Here is a 19,656-nt window from a genome sequence, read left to right as displayed (position 1 = left end):
TATGTAATTTAAAAGTTGAAAATTAAAAATTAAACAAGGCTCTTAAAAGAGGAAGATTCGGAACAGTATGTTGCTCAGCGGGTGGAGTACCAGCAACGAGCAGATAAGCCCTACGGCAAAGCCTCCCATAACTTCGCCCAGTGTGTGGTGTCGCAGGATGATGCGGGCGGTGCCCAGCACGCCAGCCACCGGTATAAAGAGGCATAGCCACCATACAGGATTGTAGCTGAACAAGGCGCTGAAAGCTACCAGTCCACCAATTACGGCTCCGGCGCCTGCCATGTGTTCGCTCAGTTTCCATTTTAAGTTGACAATGACGCAGATTATCATCACTACCAGGGCGGAGAGTATGATACCGGTCATGTACCACGGGATATTGAGCCGGTGCATCATGAGCAGGCAGAATACATAAGAAGTGATGGTCAGAATAAAGGGAATGTATCTCCTTTTTCGTTCCACCAGTTCTTCCGGACTGAAACCGTTGATTTTGCGGAAGATGAAGATAGTCAGTGTAGGCATCAGGATGGTGAAGCAATACACCACGCCCAATACTATCAACTTGTACTGCAACGGCATGATGCGCAGGTACGAGAATATAAACAGAACCAGAAATGCCAGGAAAGGGATGGAGAACGGTGTGAATACCGCCGAAATCACTTTCGCTGTTCTGATTAAAGTTTTATCTGCTATAATATGCTCTTCCACAACCTAATTTTATTTACGATTTGACTATTTACAATTTACTATTTGAATGCACTAATCTTTAAACCTTAATCCCTAATCGCTCATCCTTTTCTCTCATCTTCTCAGTCTTGCCACGGGGATATTCATCTGTTGGCGATACTTTGCCACCGTGCGGCGGGCTATGGGATAGCCTTTCTCCTTCAGCAGCTCGGTCAGTTCGTCATCGGTCAGAGGCTTTTTCTTGTCCTCGTTGTCAATGCACTCTTTGAGTATCTTGCGTATTTCGCGTACAGACATCTCTTCGCCGTCTTCGGTTGTGTAGCCGTCGTTGAAGAAGAATTTCAGCGGGTAGATGCCGTAGTTGGTCTGTACATACTTGCTGTTGCTCACACGGGAGATGGTCGAGATGTCCAACCCGGTACGTTCGGCAACATCTTTCAGAATCATGGGGCGGAGCAATGACTCGTCTCCTTCGAGGAAGAAAGGACGTTGCAGGTCTATGATGGCCTGCATGGTGGTCATCAGCGTATTCTGGCGTTGCTTCACGGCATCGATGAAACCTTGTGCGGCATCCATTTTTTGTTTGAGGAACATCATGGCTTCGCGGGATTCCTTAGACTGGTTGGCCCGGTTCTTGGTGTGTTCTTCCACCATCTCGGTGAAGTCGCGGCTCATGCGCAGTTCCGGCACGTTGCGGTTGTTCAGTGTCACGTTGATGGTACCGTCGTCATAAGTGTCTACCAGGAAGTCGGGCACAATCTGCTGCATGTTCTTGCCGATGGCTTCGCCGAGCGAGGCACCGGGACGGGGATTCAGCTTGCAGATTTCCTTAACGGCTTGTTGCAGGGTATCTTCGCTGATACCTAATTTCTGCATAATCTTGTCCCAATGCTTGCGGGTGAACTCTTCGTAGCACTGGGTAAGAATATCTTCTTCTATATAGTATTGTGGAGGCGAGGGCATGGACCGTTGCGCTTCCTTACGTCGAATCTGGATGAGCAGGCACTCTTGTAGGGTGCGGGCGCCCAGACCGGCGGGGTCGAAGTCTTGTATAATCTTCAATACTTCTTCCAGCTCTTCGGGAGAAGCGTCGATACCGGCGTAGATGGCGAGTTCGTCGCTGATACTGTCCAGCGATTTGCGCAGCAGGCCATCGTCGTCCAGCGAGCCGATGAGATATTCGGCCAGTTCGCGCTGGTGCGGAGTCAAGTCCTGTTCGCCGAGCTGCTGGCGCAAGGTTTCATAGAAGGAGGTGGCGTCGGAGAAAGGAATTTCTTCTGCCTGCTCCCCTTTGCTGCGGTTGTTCTCCTGCAGCTTGTAGTCGGGGATATCGTCTTCGTTCAGATAATCGCTTAAAGAATCATAGCTAGTGTCTCCACCATCTTCTGAGCCGGTTTCCGCATCGGGTGTGTCGGGGTATTCGTCGCCAGGAGTATCCTCCTTACCCTCTTCCAGTGCCGGATTTTCCAGAAGTTCGGCACGTACGCGGTCCTCTAGTTCCACGGCGGGAAGTTCCAGCAGCTTTACCACCAGAATTTGTTGCGGCGACAGCGTTTGTATCTGCTGTTGCGCTTGGGTCTGTACTTGTCGGGAGCCTTGTGCCATATTTTTATAAATTATTCAATGCACTCATTGTGCATCTTCTTTCAGATATTTACCGCAAAAATAGTGAATAGTTCGATAACACGAAACCTCTCTGATGATATTTAACAAGAAAAGAGAAAACAAACTTTTGCCAATAGCTTGGCAAACTTTTGCCATGCCTATGGCAAGACTTTGCCAACGCGGTGGCAAAACTTTGCCAAAGGCTTGAAAAACGTTGGCAAAATAGTCTTCTGATTATGAACTATATAGATTAATCTCCTTTTTGTATTATCTTCTTTCAAAGATTATCTATATCTTTGTCCTATAACTACTAAAACAAGGAATGTTATGTTTGCTAAAGAAACGTATGTGCAGCGCAGGGCCCAGCTGAAAAAAACGATAGGCTCCGGAGTGTTACTGTTTTTGGGTAACGATGAACAAGGTTTGAACTATGAGGACAATACTTTCCGTTACCGCCAGGATTCCACTTTTCTCTACTATTTTGGCTTGTCGTTTGCCGGGCTGTCAGCTCTCATCGACATAGATGAAGATAAAGAAATCATTTTTGGCGATGAGCTGACCATCGACCATATTGTCTGGATGGGTACCCAGCCCACCCTTCACGAAAAGGCTTCTGCTGTGGGAATTTCCGAAACCCGTCCTTTTGCCGACATCGTCGGTTATCTGCACAAGGCTGTACAGAAGGGACAGACCATCCATTATTTGCCCCCTTATCGTGCCGAGCATAAGTTGAAACTGATGGACTGGCTGGGTGTTCCTCCGGCACGTCAGGAAGGGTCTGTACCGTTTATCCGTGCGGTGGTGGCACAGCGCAACTACAAGTCGGCAGAAGAAATAGCGGAAATAGAAAAGGCATGCGACGTGACTGCTGACATGCACATCACCGCAATGAAGGTGCTTCGTCCGGGCATGTACGAATACGAGGTTGTGGCCGAAATGAACCGTATCGCCGAGATGAACAACTGCGAGCTGTCTTTTGCCACGATTGCTACTGTCAACGGCCAGACCCTGCATAACCACTATCACGGCAACCGGGTGCAACCGGGAGACCTCTTCTTGATTGATGCCGGCGCCGAGCTGCCTTCGGGTTACTGTGGTGACATGTCGTCTACCGTGCCGGCGGACAAGACTTTTACTCCACGCCAGCGTGCCGTTTACGAAATCCAGAACGCCATGCATCTGGAGTCTGTTAAAGCGCTTCGCCCGGGCATTCCCTATATGAAGGTGTACGAGCTTTCCGCCCAAGTGATGGTGGAGGGGCTGAAAGAGCTGGGGTTGATGAAGGGCAATGCCGAAGATGCCGTGCGCGAAGGGGCGCATGCCTTGTTTTATCCCCATGGACTGGGCCATATGATGGGGTTGGATGTGCACGATATGGAGAACCTGGGTGAGCTCTGGGTAGGCTATGACGGTCAGCCCAAGAGTACGCAGTTCGGCCGCAAGAGCCAGCGTCTTGCCATCCCTCTGGAACCGGGCTTTGTGCATACGGTTGAGCCGGGCATCTACTTCATCCCCGAGCTGATTGACTTATGGAAAGGAGAGAAGAAGTTCATGGACTTCATCAACTACGATAAGGTGGAAGAATACCGCAATTTCGGCGGCATCCGTAATGAGGAGGATTATCTGATTACCGAAACGGGAGCACGTCGCTTGGGCAAGAAAATTCCACTGACACCGGAAGAGGTGGAAGCGTTGCGTTGACAACCACATCCTTAATATACACAGAGAGTCGTTTGTCCCGATAATGCCGGTGGCAAGCGGCTCTCAAATTTAGGGGTCATACAGATTGTATTAGTTTATGCGTGCAGTTCCAGTACGAACCGTGCTCCCTTGTTGTAGCTGCTGTCTAGTGTCAAGCTGCCGTTCATCTTGGTGGCAATCAGTGAGCAGATGGGGAGTCCCAGGCCGTCGCCTTGCGTCAGGTCTTTCACTTCGGTGAAAGGCTTGAAGATGTTTTCGCGTTGCTCCTCGGGGATACCGCAACCGGTGTCGCTGATGATGAACTGGTGGGTGTGCGCACCGCGTTTCTTGAAGTCCAGCCATATTTTTCCTCCGGCAGGGGTGTACTCGGCGGCGTTTTCCAACAAATGCAGCAAGACGCGTTCCAGTTGCTCAGGGTTGATTTTCACATTCAATTTGGGGGCATTCACGGTCAGGGTGACATCTTCTTGTGTCATTCCTTTGATTTTGTCCATGATGCCTTCACAGAAAGTGGAGATATTCTTCTCCTGCACTTCGTAGGGTTCGGACAAGGTGGTTTCCAATTCGGACAGTTCCTGGATATGGTTGGAGAATGCATGCAGGGCTTTTACGCCCGGCAGTGAGGCGTCGAGCGTGTCCAGTGTCGGTTCCATTTGGGCGGAAATGTTCTGGATAAATTTGGTTTTCAGCTCATTGTGCTCATTAGCAATGCTGATGGCCTTCTTCTGTTTACGGGTGAGGATGATGAAACGCAGCAATACGATGGCGCCGAATACCAGTGCGGCGGCAAGGATGGCGGCGAGTATGCAAAGCCCGATGATGATGTACTGCTTGGCGCTTAGGGAATCATCTTTCTCCTGGATAGTGGCCAGGCTTTCATCGTATTTCTTCTTCAGGGCGTTCAGTTCCTCTTGGGCGGTAAGCGCCTTTACGGAGTCGGTCCATAGGATGTACTTGTCGTAGGTGCGTGCCACCAGTCCGGCATTGTTTGCCTTGCGGGCAATGCTGATGAGAGTCTTGTAGCATTCGTCTACTTTGGCGTAGTTCTTCTGTTCCTTATATTGCCCTATCAGGCGGTTGGTAGCCGCATCACCTTGTGTGTTCATACCGAAGGTGTAGTAATAGTTGGCCTGCGTATAAAGCAGGTCGTTGCTCAGAGAGTCGTTGTGAGAGGCTTTGGCGGTCTCTTCCAGTTTGGTCAGCTGTTCCTTGGCACGTGCGGGATTTTTCAGGTTGATGTACATCTGCAGGCGTTCCTTGTTGATGCGGAAACGTAGGTTGGGCATGGCCTTGCCCGTTTTCTGTTCGCCGGTTGCCACCACTTGCTCGGCACCGCGCAGCAGTTCAAAAGCTTCTTTATAGTAATTCTCCCGATGGTAGAGGGCGCTGGCATTGACGCCGCATTCCACTGCCTGGGCATACTTGTCTTGCGTGGCAAAGGCATTGTAGGCTTGCAGGAATAGATAGCGGGCTTTGATATATTCTTTTTTCGTAAGATTTTCTTGTGCTTGTTTCATCAATTCGTCTGCACGGTTTTGCGCATGGAGTTGAGTAAAGATGCAGAAAGTCGCTAAGAGAAGTATCGAAATAATTTTTTTCATGTGTACGTTTGTTTTATTTGCTCACAAAGTTAGAATAAAAACTTAGTATTTGAAGCTACTGCCTCCTAAAAATTCTCTCAATAAGGATGTCGGTGGAATTTCTTTGTCCTGCACGGGGGTGAAATATTTGATGAATTTCAGCAACCGGTAGGCTTCTGCGTATTCCGGACAGTTCCGTGGAACACTGGTAAGGATGGGCTCTGCGTGGCAGCGGAGCACGGCGAATTCGAACAAGAGGGCGGAGTTGAACATAACGTCGGCATTTTCCTGGTAGGGGAATATCCATTTGTCCTCGCCGGCACGTACACTGGGCCAGCGTGAAATGGTCTCTTGTGCCGAGTAGCCGCGGTAGTTGAAGTCGCGGATGATGCGGCGCAGCAGGCGGTTGTCCGTGGTGGGAATCCAGTTGTGGTCGTCCAGCGAGATGGTGGTCAGGGCGGATACATAAATCTTGTATTTGCTGGCGGCGGGAATCTGTGGTGTCAGTTCAGGGTTCAGGGCATGGATTCCTTCCAGGATGAGGATGGTATGCTCGTCGATGCGCAGCTTGTCTCCCTTGTACTCTTTCTTCCCGAGGTTGAAGTTGAAGCGGGGCAGCTCCACTTCTTCGCCCCGGAGCAATGCTTGTAATTGGGTGTTGAAGAGCTCAAGGTCGAGGGCATAGAGCGATTCGTAATCGTAATTGCCGTTCTCATCGCGCGGGGTGTCTTCACGGTCTACGAAGTAGTTGTCCAGCGAGATGGGATAGGGACGCAGGCCGTTGGTCATCAACTGCACGCTGAGCCGCTTGCTGAAAGTCGTCTTTCCGGAGGACGATGGACCGGAGATGAGTACGAGCTTCACCCGGTTGCCGTTTTCGCCGCGGTGGTAGATGTCGTCAGCTATTTGGGCTATCTTTTTCTCCTGCAGGGCTTCGGCTACGTTGATGAGGTCGGTGGCATGGCCTGTCTCGCAAGCCAGGTTGAAGTCGCCTACGTTGCCCAGTCCCATAATGTAGTTCCAGCGCAGGTGTTCCTTGAATACGTCGAGCATTTTCTCTTGTTTCACCACTTCTTCCAGGACATCGGGGTTTGCCCGGTTGGGGATGCGTAGCAGCAGGCCGTCGTAATACTTCACGATATCGAACAGCCAGATGTATCCGGTACTGGGCAACAGGTTGCCGTAGTAGTAGTCTACGGTGTCGCCCAGTGTGTAGTAATAGGTATATAGCGAGCCGGAAGTTTCCAGCAGCTTCACTTTGTCGTTCATGCCCCGTTCGTTGAAGATGCGTACAGCCTCGGTGGTGTGGCATTCTACACGGTGGTAGGGGATGTTCTCGGCAATGATTTCCTGCATCCGCTTCTTGATGGCTGCCACATCTTCCAGCTCTATGGGGCGGCCGATGCGCAGGTTGCAGAAGTAACCTTTGGATACCGGATGCTCTACGAACAGTTTTCCTTCCGGAAACAGCTCGCTGACAGCTTTGTAAAGAATGAAGCAGAGGGAACGGACATAGGTGCGCATACCTGAGGAGTCGCGTATGTCGAGAAATTCTACATCCTTATTGTTGTATACACGGAAATTCAGCCCTTCGGAACGGTTGTTGACCTTTGCACTGACTACCTGATAGGGGAAATTTAGATTAAAACCGTAATAAATATCCAAAAGTGAGCTCCCTATAGGGAATTCTTTAGAAATATTATTATTTTTGCAACAAATTTGTAACATGTGTTTCATGATGTCTCGTTTTTAGTGGGTTGACACGTTAAATATAGGACATTATAACACGTGAAGGAATGAAACACCTTAAATAATTAAAGATGGAATATTCTTTTTATGATTTTTTAAAGCTACTCGGCTCATTGGCACTGTTTCTTTACGGAATGAAGATTATGAGTGAGGGGCTTCAAAAATTTGCCGGTGACAGACTGCGGAAGATATTGACCGCAATGACAACCAACAGAGTGACCGGTGTGTTAACGGGCGTGCTGATTACAGCACTTGTACAATCTTCTTCTGCAACTACGGTGATGGTTGTGAGTTTTGTCAATGCAGGGTTGTTAACGCTTTCACAGTCCATAGGTGTCATAATGGGTGCCAATATCGGTACGACTGTTACAGCATGGATTATTTCAGCTTTAGGCTTCAAGGTGGACATTGCCGCCTTTGCTCTTCCTCTTCTTGCTTTCGGCATTCCTCTCCTCTTCTCTCAAAAAAGTAACCGCAAGTCTGTCGGTGAATTTATTTTCGGTTTCTCATTCTTGTTCATGGGGCTTTCCTATTTGAAAAACAATGCTCCTGACTTGAGCCAAAATCCTGATATGCTGTCATTTGTGCAGGACTATACCGACATGGGCTTTATCTCCATACTTCTTTTTGTGGGTATCGGTACGGTGTTGACCATGATTGTGCAGGCATCTGCGGCAACTATGGCCATTACGCTTATTATGTGCGCTAACGGCTGGATTAGCTTCGAGCTGGGAGCGGCGCTGGTGCTGGGTGAGAATATAGGTACAACCATCACTGCCAATCTTGCGGCGCTGACGGGAAATACGCAGGCGAGGAGGGCTGCCCTGGCTCACTTGGTGTTCAACGTATTCGGTGTGATATGGGTGTTGTGTCTTTTCACCCCCTTTACCGAGGCTGTGTCATGGTTCGTAGAGAACGTGATGGGTACTAAAGATCCGGCTGTGGCCGTATCCTTCAAGCTTTCGGCATTCCATACTTGCTTCAATATCTGCAACGTGCTGATATTGATATGGTTCGTGAAGTTTATCGAACGTACGGTCTGTGCCATTATTCCAATGAAGGAGCAGGACGAGGAATATCGCTTGCGTTTTATCTCGGGCGGTATGCTTTCTACGGCAGAGCTGTCCATCCTGCAGGCAAGCAAGGAAATACATCTTTTTGCCGAACGTACCCGCCGTATGTTCGGAATGGTGCAGGACTTGCTGCATACGGAGAAGGATGATGATTTCAACAAAGTGTTCAGCCGTGTGGAGAAGTACGAGAATATCAGTGACAGCATGGAGCTGGAGATTGCCAATTATCTGAATCAAGTGTCCGAAGGGCGCCTGAGTTCGGAAAGTAAGTTGCAAATACGTGCCATGCTGCGTGAAGTGACGGAGATAGAGAGCATCGGCGACAGCTGCTATAACCTGGCACGTACCATCAACCGCAAGCGCCAGACCAATCAGGATTTCACCGAGAAGCAGTACGAGCATATCCATTTCATGATGAAGCTGACGGATGATGCCTTGGAGCAGATGATTGTCGTGGTGGAACATCCGGAGCATGCAGGCGCGGATGTGAACAAGTCCTTTAATTTGGAGAACGAAATCAATAATTACCGCAATCAGCTGAAGAACCAGAATATCTTGGATGTGAACAACAAAGAATATGATTACCAGATGGGTGTTTACTATATGGACATCATTGCGGAATGTGAAAAGCTGGGCGACTATGTGGTGAATGTAGTGGAAGCCAGCAGCGATATAAAAGAAAAGAAAGCGTCTTAGGACGCTTTCTCAAATTCTTCTTTGCCTACTCCACACAAGGGGCAAACCCAATCTTCGGGAAGGTCTTCGAAAGATGTTCCCGGTTCTATTCCATTTTCAGGGTCGCCCAATTCAGGGTCATAGACATAATCGCATACAGTGCAAATGTACTTTTCCATAAATTTCTTTTTTAGGTTTATTCTCCTATAATAACGTTTAAAAGCCCTTTTTGTTCTATTGTTGAACAAAAATAGTTTATTTTTGTTCTCTATTAAAACAACATTTTATGAAAATGACCGACAAGCTGTTCAGGGCGATTATGCGGAATCTGCACGCCTATGTACTGCTGATAAACCGCGACTTCACTGTATTCTACACCAATTACTACGATATTACCGGAGCTGTAAAGCCTGCCGAAACTGGACGGGTGGGAGATATTCTGCGCTGTAACAATGCCTTGTCGGCAGCAGGAGGTTGCGGCACTCACGATTTGTGTGAGCACTGCCCCGTGCGGAATGCCATAGAGAATGCCTTTGTGGTGCAAAAGAACTTCACGGATTTGGCAGCTATTCTGAATCTTAGGGATAGCGAAGGCAGAACTACGGAATGCAATGCTTATGTTTCCGGCGAGTATATGGAGATTGAGGACCGCGACTGCATGGTGATTACCGTGCATGACATTACCCGGCTGAAACAAGTGGAAGCTGAATTGAAACTGGCACGTGAGAAGGCAGAGAATGCCGACCGCTCCAAATCGGTGTTCCTGGCGAATATGAGCCATGAAATCCGTACCCCGCTGAACGCAATTGTCGGATTCTCGGAATTGCTGGCCTCTGCATCGACAGACGAAGAGAAGACACAGTTCCTGGAAATTGTGCAAAGTAACAATGAAATGCTGCAACAGCTGATTGCTGATATTCTGGACCTCTCGAAGATAGAAGCCGGAACATTGGAATTTGTGTTCTCGGATGTGGACATCAACCAGATGATGTCCGATTTGGAACAACAGTTCCGTATGCGGGTGGCCGAGCTGGGTAGTGGAGTGCAGATTGTCCGGGAGGCTTCTGAGAAGGAATATACCATGCATACAGACAGAAACCGGCTTGCACAAGTGATATCCAATTTTATGACGAATGCCCTGAAGTTCACCCAGGAAGGCAGTATTACCCTCGGATTCAGACTCTATGAGGAAGGTCTCTATTTCTACGTAAAAGACACGGGAACCGGTATTCCCCAGGAAAAGTTGCCACATGTTTTTGAACGTTTCGTCAAGCTGAAGCAGGAAAAGAACGGTACCGGACTGGGACTCTCCATTTGCCAGACCATTGTCCGCAAATTGGGGGGCGAAATAGGCGTGGAATCGGAAGAAGGGGCAGGTTCGACTTTCTGGTTCACATTGCCGTGGGAGCCTGCAACCAGACCGAAACTGGTGAGGGAAAAAGAGAATCAATGACAGTCAATTAATCACTAATCATTATATAGGTATTGTTTTCCCGGATTATTATTGTATTTTTGCGTTCCAAAATTAAACCTAAAGACTTGCATGACTGCAATAAAGGATGATTATTATCATGTCGGACTGACCGACGAACAAGTGCGGAAGAGCCGCGACGAACATGGAGTAAATTTATTGACGCCTCCTAAACGGCCTTCCTTATGGAAATTGTATCTGGAGAAGTTTGAGGACCCCGTAGTAAGGGTATTGCTGGTTGCCGCTCTGTTTTCTTTGATTATTTCCATTGTAGAGAATGAATATGCCGAGACTATCGGCATTATAGTAGCCATTCTGCTGGCTACCGGTATCGGTTTCTTCTTTGAGTATGATGCCGGAAAGAAGTTTGACCTGCTGAATGCAGTGAACGAAGAAACTTTGGTGAAAGTAATTCGTAACGGACATGTGCAGGAGATTCCCCGTAAAGATGTAGTGGTGGGTGATATAGTGGTGCTGGAAACCGGTGAAGAGGTTCCGGCGGACGGTGAATTGCTGGAAGCCATTTCCCTGCAAGTGAACGAATCGAATCTGACCGGTGAGCCGGTAGTGACGAAAACTACCGTAGAAGCTGACTTTGACGAAGAGGCTACGTATGCTTCCAACCGCATTTTGCGCGGTACAACGGTGGTGGACGGACATGGCACCATGCGTGTGGAGGCTGTGGGCGATGCTACGGAAATCGGTAAAGTGGCACGTCAAAGTACCGAACAGAATACGGAACCTACTCCGCTGAATATTCAGTTGACCAAATTGGCCAATCTGATTGGAAAGATTGGCTTTTCCGTAGCGGGTCTGGCTTTTCTCATTTTCTTTGTAAAGGATGTGGTACTGGTCTATGATTTTTCTTCATTCCATACCTTCCGTGATTGGCTGCCGGCCTTGCAGGCTACTTTGCAATACTTTATGATGGCAGTTACCCTGATTGTGGTGGCTGTGCCCGAAGGATTGCCGATGAGCGTGACACTCAGTCTGGCGTTGAACATGCGGCGTATGCTCTCCACCAACAATCTGGTGCGCAAGATGCATGCATGCGAGACGATGGGAGCCATTACAGTGATTTGTACCGACAAGACCGGGACATTGACCCAAAATCTGATGCAGGTGCATGAACCCAACTTCTATAGTTTGAAGAATAACGGGCAGCTGGGGAATGATGACCTCAGCAAGCTGGTAATGGAAGGTATCAGTGCTAACTCCACTGCTTTCCTGGAAGAAGAGGTGACTGGAGAGAAGCCGAAAGGGGTGGGTAATCCCACGGAGGTGGCACTGCTGCTTTGGCTGAGCAGTCAGGGATGCGACTACCTGGCACTGCGTGAGAAAGCTACGGTTATCGACCAGCTGACTTTCTCTACGGAAAGGAAATTCATGGCTACCCTGGTGCAATCTCCCCTGATTGGGAAGAAGGTGCTGTATGTGAAGGGAGCTCCCGAGATTGTTTTGGGTAAATGCAAGGATGTCATGTTGGACGGCAAGCGTGTGGATGCGGTGGAATACCGTTCTACAGTGGAGGCTCAGTTGCTCAACTATCAGAATATGGCTATGCGTACACTTGGCTTTGCATTCAAGATTGTGGATGATGCGGAAGCGTCTGATTGTGTGTCATTGGTTGCTGAAAATGACTTGTCGTTCCTCGGTGTGGTTGCCATCAGTGACCCTATCCGTCCGGATGTGCCTGCGGCCGTTGCCAAATGCCAGTCGGCAGGTATCGGAGTGAAGATTGTGACGGGAGATACACCGGGTACGGCTACCGAGATAGCACGCCAGATTGGTCTGTGGAAACCGGAGGATACGGAAAAGAACCGCATTACGGGAGCTGCATTTGCCGAATTGACGGATGAGGAGGCATTGGACCGTGTGATGGACTTGAAGATAATGTCGCGTGCACGCCCCACAGACAAACAGCGTCTGGTGCAACTGTTGCAGCAGAAAGGTGCGGTAGTGGCTGTGACGGGTGACGGCACGAATGATGCTCCTGCGCTGAACCATGCGCAAGTGGGACTTTCGATGGGTACCGGAACCTCCGTTGCCAAGGAGGCCAGCGACATCACGCTGCTGGATGACTCCTTCAACAGTATAGGCACGGCCGTGATGTGGGGACGTTCTTTATATAAAAATATACAGCGTTTCATTGTTTTTCAGCTGACTATCAATTTTGTGGCTTTGTTTATCGTTCTTCTGGGCTCACTGGTGGGTACGACGCTTCCTTTGACCGTCACGCAGATGTTGTGGGTGAACCTGATTATGGATACGTTTGCGGCCCTGGCCCTGGCGTCCATTCCACCCAGTGAGAGCGTGATGAAGGAAAAGCCGCGTAAGAGTACGGATTTCATTATAACCAAGTCCATGAGGTATTACATTCTGGGAATGGGGACTGCCTTCCTGGTGTTACTTATGGGAATGCTCTTCTGGTTTAACAGTGAGGAGGGAGGGATGACTACCTATCGGCTGACTGTGTTCTTCACATTCTTTGTTATGCTTCAGTTCTGGAACTTGTTCAATGCGCGTGTGTTCGGCACTTCGGACTCGGCGTTCAAGGGCATTTCCAAATCTTATGGCATGGAGCTGATTATACTTGCCATTTTGGGCGGACAGATACTGATTGTACAGTTTGGTGGAGCTGTGTTCCGCACAGTGCCGCTCGATTTTATGACTTGGATGACGATTGTCGTTTCTACCTCGTTTGTTTTGTGGATAGGTGAACTGGTTCGCCTTATCCGACGTTTAACACAGAAATAGTGATGAAAAGAAGAGGAATCAAGAACCTTATTATTGATTTTGGCGGAGTTCTGATTGATTTGGACCGCCAGCGCTGTTTAGAGAATTTCAGAAAGCTGGGATTGCCGGACGTGGAAGTCATGTTGGACCTCTATCACCAGCAGGATTTCTTCCAGAAATATGAAAAAGGGTTGATTACCAGTGCGGAGTTCCGGGAAGTGATTCGTGGAAAGATAGGGAAACCGGTGACTGATGCCCAGATAGATGACGCCTGGAACAGTTTCTTGGTGAGTATTCCTACCTTTAAATTGGATTTACTGTTGGAACTGCGCAAAAAATATGTGGTCTATCTGCTGAGCAACACCAATGAAATCCATTGGCAATGGTCGTGCCTGCACGCGTTTCGCTACAAGACTTTCCGTGCGGAGGACTTTTTTGAACATATCTATCTCTCTTATGAGATGAAGATGGCAAAACCGGATGCCGATATATTTCAGAAAGTACTGGATGAGACCGGTATTCTTCCCAACGAGACTCTTTTCATTGACGATTCTGAGGCCAATTGCCGGACAGCGGAGGCGTTGGGTATTTCTACCTATACGCCAAAGGCCCACGAGGATTGGAGACATGCAGTTGTTTTGTGAAACATCGGACATTGGTTCCCGTCCAAGTGTAGCCACTATCGGTTTCTTTGACGGAGTACATCGGGGACACCGCTACCTGATAGAGCAAGTGCGTGCGGTAGCTGCCGGGCGTGGGCTTGCTTCGTCGGTCGTGACTTTTTCGGTACATCCGCGTAAAGTGATGCAGGCCGATTATCATCCGAAGTTATTGACCACCTGTGATGAGAAAGTTTCCCTACTAGCCAAGACTGGGGTGGATTATTGCATGATGCTTGATTTCACTCCTGAAATAGCCCGGCTTTCGGCACGGGAATTCATGTTCATACTGAAGGAACGCTATCAGATACAAGCTTTGGTAGTGGGGTACGACCATCGTTTCGGGCATAACCGCAGCGAGGGTTTTGAGGACTATGTGCACTATGGTCGCGAATTGGGTATGGAGGTGCTTCTTGCGCGCGCGTATGCTTATAGTAAGGAAGCATCGGTAACGGAGGTTACTGTCAGCTCCTCGGCTATTCGCGGTCTGTTGCTGGAGGGAAACGTTTCGGAAGCTGCCGAGTATCTGGGATATGATTTCTTTTTGGACGGTACGGTTGTCGGCGGCTATCAGGTGGGGCGTAAGATAGGTTTTCCTACGGCTAATCTCCGTGTTTCCGATTCTGACAAGCTGATTCCCTGCGATGGTGTGTATGCCGTCCGTGTCTGTGTTGAAGGCAAGGAGTACGGCGGTATGCTAAGCATTGGCTACCGACCTACGTTGGAGAACGGCCCCGATCGCAGTATTGAGGTCCATATATTCCGGTTTGATGCTGACATTTATCAGCAGCCGATGCGTCTTTCCTTTGTGCGCCGCACCCGTCCTGAACTGAAATTCGACAGTATAGAAGAACTTATTGCCCAGCTTCACCGTGACGAGGTGGAGATTAAATCCATTCTTGCTTTATAAACATAAGGCAATAAGGTCATTTATCCCCTTGCAGTTCTATGTATTTTCCCGTTTGAAGTGTTTGCTTTCTGTATATTTATCGTAAAACGCGTTTTTTTTATTGTTTTTCGATAAATATTTTCTGTTTTTCTTTGTCATACCAAAAAAAGGTCTTTTATTTGCATATCGAAAAACGATAAATGATTATCGAAAAACAAAATAAAGAACTAATAAAACAATAACGGTATGAAAACTTTAGTAATGACAACAATCTTTGTAGTGACAGTAGTGATAAATGCTTTTGGTGGTAATATCCAGGAAAACTTTGCCTATAATGAAGTGATGAACGGAAATCAGGTGGAGTCCCAGATTGTATATAAAGTAGAGAACGGTAAGTTTCTGCAGAACCATTTGAAATACAATTTCATCTATGATACCCAAGGGCGTACGATACAGAAGGAAGCGTTGAAATGGAACGAGATTGAGCAGGCGTTTGAACGCTTCTATTGCTTGAACTACAATTATACAGAAACCGGTACGGATGTGGAATATGCCTTGTGGGACAACAAGACGCATGCCTACTCCGATGTGAAAGAAAAAGCAGTTTATCTGCAGGCGGGAGATGACATCAACTACTTGAGTTACAAATGGAGTAAGAAGGACAACGACTGGAATCTGTTGGTGGAACATGCCACTGCAGAGGAAGACGTATTGCTCCTGGCAGTGAAATAAATGAAGAACAAATATAGAAATGAGGGAGGGGCTTAGGTTATGAGAAGAGCATTTATGAGTATTACACTATTGGTATTGTCACTTTCTACAGTGATGGTGCTGCTGATGGGACTTGTTGCCACAGCTTGACGGATTGACAGAGAAAATGTGTATCTTTGCGAACTTTTAGACGAATAGAACAATGAAAACGGCAATAAAACTAGTATTGATTTACTTTTTGATGCAGCTTATAGGAGCACTGTTTGCAGGACCTTTCTGTCTGCTGTATACGTATTTCGCTTATGGAACTTTCGACATGGACAAGGCTGGTCAGATTGCTGTGGCGCCTACCATGCTGCTGGGCTTTGTTTTCATGGGACTGTACTTGTGGCGCAAGAACTACCTGACGGGAGACAAGCATCTGTATTCTCCGGTGTCAGTCCCTTATCTGGCATGGAGCCTGCTTGCCGGAATGACTTCCATATGTATAATAGGTCTTCTGATGTCCGAACTTACTTTTTTGCCCAATTTGTTGGACCAGACATTTGATATACTGCAATCCGGTTGGCTGGGTATTCTCTGTATTTCTGTTTTGGGACCCGTACTGGAAGAACTGCTTTTCCGTGGTGCCATTACCAAGGAGCTGCTTCGCAGATATAGCCCGGCAAAGGCTATCTTGTTTTCCGGGTTGATATTCGGTATCTTTCATCTGAATCCGGTTCAGATAATAGGTGCTTGCCTCATCGGTTTCTTGCTTGCCTGGCTTTATTATAAGACACGGAGTCTTATGGCATGTATTCTGATACATATCATGAATAACGGCTTGTCTGTCTATCTGAGCCTGAAACATCCTGAAATGGAGGATGTGACACATCTGCTGAGTAACCCGTATGTACTGGTTTGGGCAGTGGTTTTCATATTGTTGCTTCTACTCTCCTTGAAACAACTGAATAAATATAATATATCTGATACTAATACAACAACTGAATTATGAAAAGAAGATTGAACATTCTCTGCCTGGTGGTAATGCTTGTACTGAGTTACTCGGTATTGGAGCAGGGGTACTATATCTTTCTGGGAGCCAAGATGGGGGCGCAGACCGGACTGGAGCTGGGAAAGAAAGGGAGTGACATTGCTGCCTACAAGGAACTGATGAACCTGAAGGTTGTCAACCTGATACCTTCTTCCATGGAGTCGTTTGATTTCTTCAGGGATTCCGTCTACAATGAGAAAAGCAGGAGTTATGTGCCTGCAGCCTACTCTTCGTTGATGGTCAGCGTAGATTCTCATGATTCTGTCGGGAAAGTGGTGGCAAAGTATTTGCTGATATATCTGCATTTGGGCTTTTCCCTTTGGGCGGTAGTATTGTTTATCCGCTTGATAATCTCTATCAACAAGTCCGACATCTTCAACTGGCGGAATGTACGTCGGCTGCGTCGATTGGGAATGGCACTGGTTGTCAGCTTCTGCTGTACCTTTGCGTCATCATATCTTGATTTTATAGGTATCGATACCGTATTCTCGCTGCATGGTTACGAGCTGAGCCTCTCAGAATTGGTGAGCACTACCACGCTGGTACTTGGGCTTTGTTCGCTGATTGTAGGTGAAGTGTTTGCCATTGGATTGAAAATGAAGGAAGAGCAGGATTTGACGATTTAATAATAAGAAGAACGGACAGAGATATGAATAAAATCAGAGTATGTGCCTTCCTGGCTTTGGTAGTGTTTATTGGTAGTGTTGTAACGGATATGTTTAGTGGATTTATGGACGGCTGGAATGAGGCGGGCGACCAGAAGGATTTTCATGCCTTACCCTCCGTGTCACTTTTGGTGCGGGCAGATGATACGCTGCCTGCTGATACTTTGATTAGTGCGGCACAGGATACGCCCATGTATTGCAATACAAGTGAGGTATCGGTGCAAGGTTTCCGTAGTACGAAGTGGCGGTGGGTATCGTTCTTGCTGTTTCCTGCGGGACTGTTTGCGCTTTACGGGTTCTATAGTGTGGCGCGGCTGGTGCTTACTGCCACGAAAGGCGAGGTGTTTGTGCACAAGAATGTGCGTCGGATGCGCATCTTTGTCTATGCGCTGATTTCGGTGAGTCTTTTATTCGAGTTGCAGCAATGGGGCATCTATCATGACTTGGCTTCTCAAGTGCGGCTGGAGGGATACGAGGTGTTGCCTTATTCTTTCAAGTATGCTTGGTTCAATTATATGCTGTTGGCATTGTTCACCGAGATATTCGCCATCGGCGTGAAGATAAAGGAAGAGCAGGATTTAACGGTTTAATGTGGGGGGAGGATTATGAAAAAGATAAGTATATTGGGTATCCTGGCTATATTGGTCATTGTTGCAGAGTTTACCTATGCGATGATAGCAGGCTGGGTGGATATGAAGAATAGTTTTCTTGAGGGTTACAATAGTGTAAATGTGCATTCGGGAACTCCACAGCCGGAGTATTCCGGTTTATTTGATAAGGTATATGTGGATGTTAGACCTTTGGAAACGACAGCAGTCGATTCCTTGACGAATCGTTTTGCCGATAAGTCAGTACCTTATCAGGTAAAGAGAATAGGCACTGTGATTGTCCCCACTGTCTGGAGTTCCATAGTGAACTTCTTTGCCATGTTTGCCATCATTCCTTTCTTTGTAGGAATCTATTGTCTGATACGTTTGCTGGTATCCATCTCAAAGCGGGAAGTGTTTACTTCGGATAATGTAGCCCGGTTGCGTTTCTTTACTTATTCGTTTGCTGCATTGTACGGCTTGATGACTTTGCACGATTGGCTGAATCATCTTGAAGCAGTGAAGCAAGTGGCTCTGCTGGGCTATGAAGTGGTTGCATCGCATGATACGGATTTCACATCCCTGGTTATTATAATTCTTTTCACCGAGATATTTGCCGCCGGGGTGAAGATAAAGGAAGAACAGGACTTGACTATTTAAAAGTGAGAGGAGGGATTATGACACTTATGACACTTATGAAACAAAAGGAACCAAAGGAACCAAAGAGACGGATAGCGCTTATTATGAATGTGCTGTTTTATTTCTGTGGACTATGTATTGGTGGCGGCATTGTTCGTAATCTGACATTGTGCTATGAGTTGGGAAAGGATGATACTGCTAATTTTATCTGGCACATATTACCCGAATCAGTAACAATGCTGGTGATGACAATATGTGGCTTGTGTATTTTTCTCATTCTCCGCAATGTGAAGAAAGAGGAAGTGTTTGTTTATCAGAATTCATCTTTGATACAAACCATTGGGGTGCTGATAGCATTGAATGGGCTTTTTCAGGTAACTCTCTCCTGGGTTACTCCCGAAGGAGTACCGACTGATACTTCTTATCGGATATTCGTGTTATTGGGAGTTTTCATCATCTTTATGGGCTATCTTTTTAAGATGGGAGTTCGTATGCGTGAGGAACAAGAGTTGACGATTTAAATAAAAGTGAAGAGCGCGATATGAAGAAAAGTGTGAAATATGGTCTGTATTTCGTTGTCGGACTTGTGGCGGTTTTATTGTTGGCAAGTATTGTCTATTTTCTCCTCTTGTTTCCGGCCTTTGACGGGAAGTGGAAAGTCTATATTGTAATGCCGTGGATGTATCTGTGCATATATGGTTATTACCGGTTGACGAAACGGTACACTGACTGGTGGTGTGAGTGGGAAAAGAATAATTGATAAATAGAACACAATTATATGATTATAGTAAACCTTGACATAATGATGGCCCGAAGAAAGATATCTTTGGGCGAACTGGCGGAGAAGATTGATATTACGCCTGCCAATCTCTCTATTCTCAAAACCGGAAAGGCTAAGGCCATCCGTTTCTCTACACTGGAAGCAATCTGTAAGGAACTTGATTGCCAGCCGGGGGATATACTGGAGTTTAAGGAGGGATAAATAGGGAGAAGAAGGCGCAAGTAGAGGTTGAAATGCTTACCGCCTTAAGAAACTCCGTTTACGTACTACAGTAAACACCTTTACATACTACGGTAAACGCCTTTACATACTATGGTAAACGTCGTTACTTCATAATGTAAAAACCGTTACATTCTGGAGTAATGTCTTTTCCTGATTTAGCTAGACGCTTTTTCTTTTTATAACCGATATCAGTAGA

At 47.3% G+C, this 19,656-nt stretch carries 19 protein-coding genes; 14 read left to right on the top strand and 5 right to left on the bottom strand.

Annotated elements, in window-relative coordinates:
• Positions 1 to 42 precede the first annotated feature (42 nt).
• Positions 43 to 705 carry a hypothetical protein gene (locus tag DWY55_RS18295; RefSeq protein WP_117879155.1) on the bottom strand — a complete coding sequence of 221 codons (663 nt, stop codon included), beginning with the start codon at positions 703 to 705 and terminating at the stop codon, positions 43 to 45.
• A gap of 93 nt (positions 706 to 798) precedes the next feature.
• A complete protein-coding gene (gene rpoN, locus DWY55_RS18290; protein WP_120178237.1) occupies positions 799 to 2,289 on the bottom strand; it encodes an RNA polymerase factor sigma-54 in 1,491 nt (496 codons plus the stop codon).
• Between the two features lie 327 nt (positions 2,290 to 2,616).
• Here rpoN and DWY55_RS18285 point away from each other — a divergent pair, with 327 nt between their 5' ends.
• Positions 2,617 to 3,990 (top strand): aminopeptidase P family protein, encoded by a 1,374-nt coding sequence (locus tag DWY55_RS18285; RefSeq protein WP_005830557.1) that lies wholly within the window; start codon positions 2,617 to 2,619, stop codon positions 3,988 to 3,990.
• Positions 3,991 to 4,085: 95 nt separating this feature from the next.
• Here the strand turns inward: DWY55_RS18285 and DWY55_RS18280 are convergent, their stop codons facing one another.
• Positions 4,086 to 5,591 carry a sensor histidine kinase gene (locus tag DWY55_RS18280; RefSeq protein ID WP_005830555.1) on the bottom strand — a complete coding sequence of 502 codons (1,506 nt, stop codon included), beginning with the start codon at positions 5,589 to 5,591 and terminating at the stop codon, positions 4,086 to 4,088.
• Between the two features lie 42 nt (positions 5,592 to 5,633).
• Complete coding sequence (locus tag DWY55_RS18275; protein ID WP_117680946.1) at positions 5,634 to 7,307, bottom strand: nucleoside kinase; 1,674 nt, start codon at positions 7,305 to 7,307, stop codon at positions 5,634 to 5,636.
• 83 nt (positions 7,308 to 7,390) lie between these two features.
• Between DWY55_RS18275 and DWY55_RS18270 the strand changes: the two genes are divergently transcribed.
• A complete protein-coding gene (locus tag DWY55_RS18270; protein WP_005834507.1) occupies positions 7,391 to 9,088 on the top strand; it encodes a Na/Pi cotransporter family protein in 1,698 nt (565 codons plus the stop codon).
• Here DWY55_RS18270 and rd read toward each other — a convergent pair.
• Positions 9,085 to 9,246 carry a rubredoxin gene (rd, locus tag DWY55_RS18265; RefSeq protein ID WP_005830549.1) on the bottom strand — a complete coding sequence of 54 codons (162 nt, stop codon included), beginning with the start codon at positions 9,244 to 9,246 and terminating at the stop codon, positions 9,085 to 9,087. The genes DWY55_RS18270 and rd overlap by 4 nt on opposite strands.
• 107 nt (positions 9,247 to 9,353) lie before the next feature.
• On the opposite strand from rd, the gene DWY55_RS18260 reads away from it, so the two are divergent.
• The 12 genes from DWY55_RS18260 (at position 9,354) to DWY55_RS18205 (ending at position 19,439) form a co-directional block, all read left to right on the top strand.
• Positions 9,354 to 10,520 (top strand): sensor histidine kinase, encoded by a 1,167-nt coding sequence (locus DWY55_RS18260; protein WP_098031790.1) that lies wholly within the window; start codon positions 9,354 to 9,356, stop codon positions 10,518 to 10,520.
• A 90-nt stretch (positions 10,521 to 10,610) separates the two neighbouring features.
• Positions 10,611 to 13,295, top strand: coding sequence for a calcium-translocating P-type ATPase, PMCA-type (locus DWY55_RS18255; protein WP_117704106.1), 2,685 nt, complete (start codon positions 10,611 to 10,613; stop codon positions 13,293 to 13,295).
• A 2-nt stretch (positions 13,296 to 13,297) separates the two neighbouring features.
• Complete coding sequence (locus DWY55_RS18250; protein WP_057259167.1) at positions 13,298 to 13,918, top strand: HAD family hydrolase; 621 nt, start codon at positions 13,298 to 13,300, stop codon at positions 13,916 to 13,918.
• Positions 13,902 to 14,843, top strand: a complete 942-nt coding sequence (locus tag DWY55_RS18245) for a bifunctional riboflavin kinase/FAD synthetase (protein WP_117879156.1) — start codon at positions 13,902 to 13,904, stop codon at positions 14,841 to 14,843. The genes DWY55_RS18250 and DWY55_RS18245 overlap by 17 nt, the downstream gene beginning before the upstream one ends.
• Before the next feature lie 225 nt (positions 14,844 to 15,068).
• Entirely contained in the window at positions 15,069 to 15,554 is a 486-nt protein-coding gene (locus DWY55_RS18240) for a DUF3836 domain-containing protein (RefSeq protein ID WP_117704104.1), read from the top strand.
• Between the two features lie 181 nt (positions 15,555 to 15,735).
• Complete coding sequence (locus DWY55_RS18235) at positions 15,736 to 16,527, top strand: CPBP family intramembrane glutamic endopeptidase (protein WP_117879157.1); 792 nt, start codon at positions 15,736 to 15,738, stop codon at positions 16,525 to 16,527.
• Complete coding sequence (locus DWY55_RS18230; protein ID WP_005830532.1) at positions 16,524 to 17,192, top strand: DUF2975 domain-containing protein; 669 nt, start codon at positions 16,524 to 16,526, stop codon at positions 17,190 to 17,192. Before DWY55_RS18235 ends, DWY55_RS18230 begins: the two co-directional genes overlap by 4 nt.
• A 23-nt stretch (positions 17,193 to 17,215) precedes the next feature.
• Complete coding sequence (locus tag DWY55_RS18225) at positions 17,216 to 17,821, top strand: DUF2975 domain-containing protein (protein WP_005830530.1); 606 nt, start codon at positions 17,216 to 17,218, stop codon at positions 17,819 to 17,821.
• A 15-nt stretch (positions 17,822 to 17,836) separates the two neighbouring features.
• A complete protein-coding gene (locus DWY55_RS18220; RefSeq protein ID WP_005830526.1) occupies positions 17,837 to 18,478 on the top strand; it encodes a DUF2975 domain-containing protein in 642 nt (213 codons plus the stop codon).
• A 35-nt stretch (positions 18,479 to 18,513) separates the two neighbouring features.
• The gene (locus DWY55_RS18215; RefSeq protein ID WP_034525973.1) at positions 18,514 to 18,978 is read left to right on the top strand and encodes a DUF2975 domain-containing protein; all 465 of its coding nucleotides are present in this window, start codon (positions 18,514 to 18,516) and stop codon (positions 18,976 to 18,978) included.
• Positions 18,979 to 18,998: 20 nt separating this feature from the next.
• Complete coding sequence (locus tag DWY55_RS18210; RefSeq protein WP_005830523.1) at positions 18,999 to 19,217, top strand: hypothetical protein; 219 nt, start codon at positions 18,999 to 19,001, stop codon at positions 19,215 to 19,217.
• Positions 19,218 to 19,235: 18 nt separating this feature from the next.
• Complete coding sequence (locus DWY55_RS18205; RefSeq protein ID WP_005830522.1) at positions 19,236 to 19,439, top strand: helix-turn-helix domain-containing protein; 204 nt, start codon at positions 19,236 to 19,238, stop codon at positions 19,437 to 19,439.
• Positions 19,440 to 19,656 lie beyond the last annotated feature (217 nt).

This window comes from Bacteroides sp. AF25-38AC (genome assembly GCF_003602995.1).
In the GTDB taxonomy this organism is placed as follows: Bacteria; Bacteroidota; Bacteroidia; order Bacteroidales; family Bacteroidaceae; genus Bacteroides; species Bacteroides uniformis.
The sequence above is the reverse complement of the archived record's forward strand: the minus strand, read 5'-3'. Positions and strand labels throughout refer to the sequence as shown.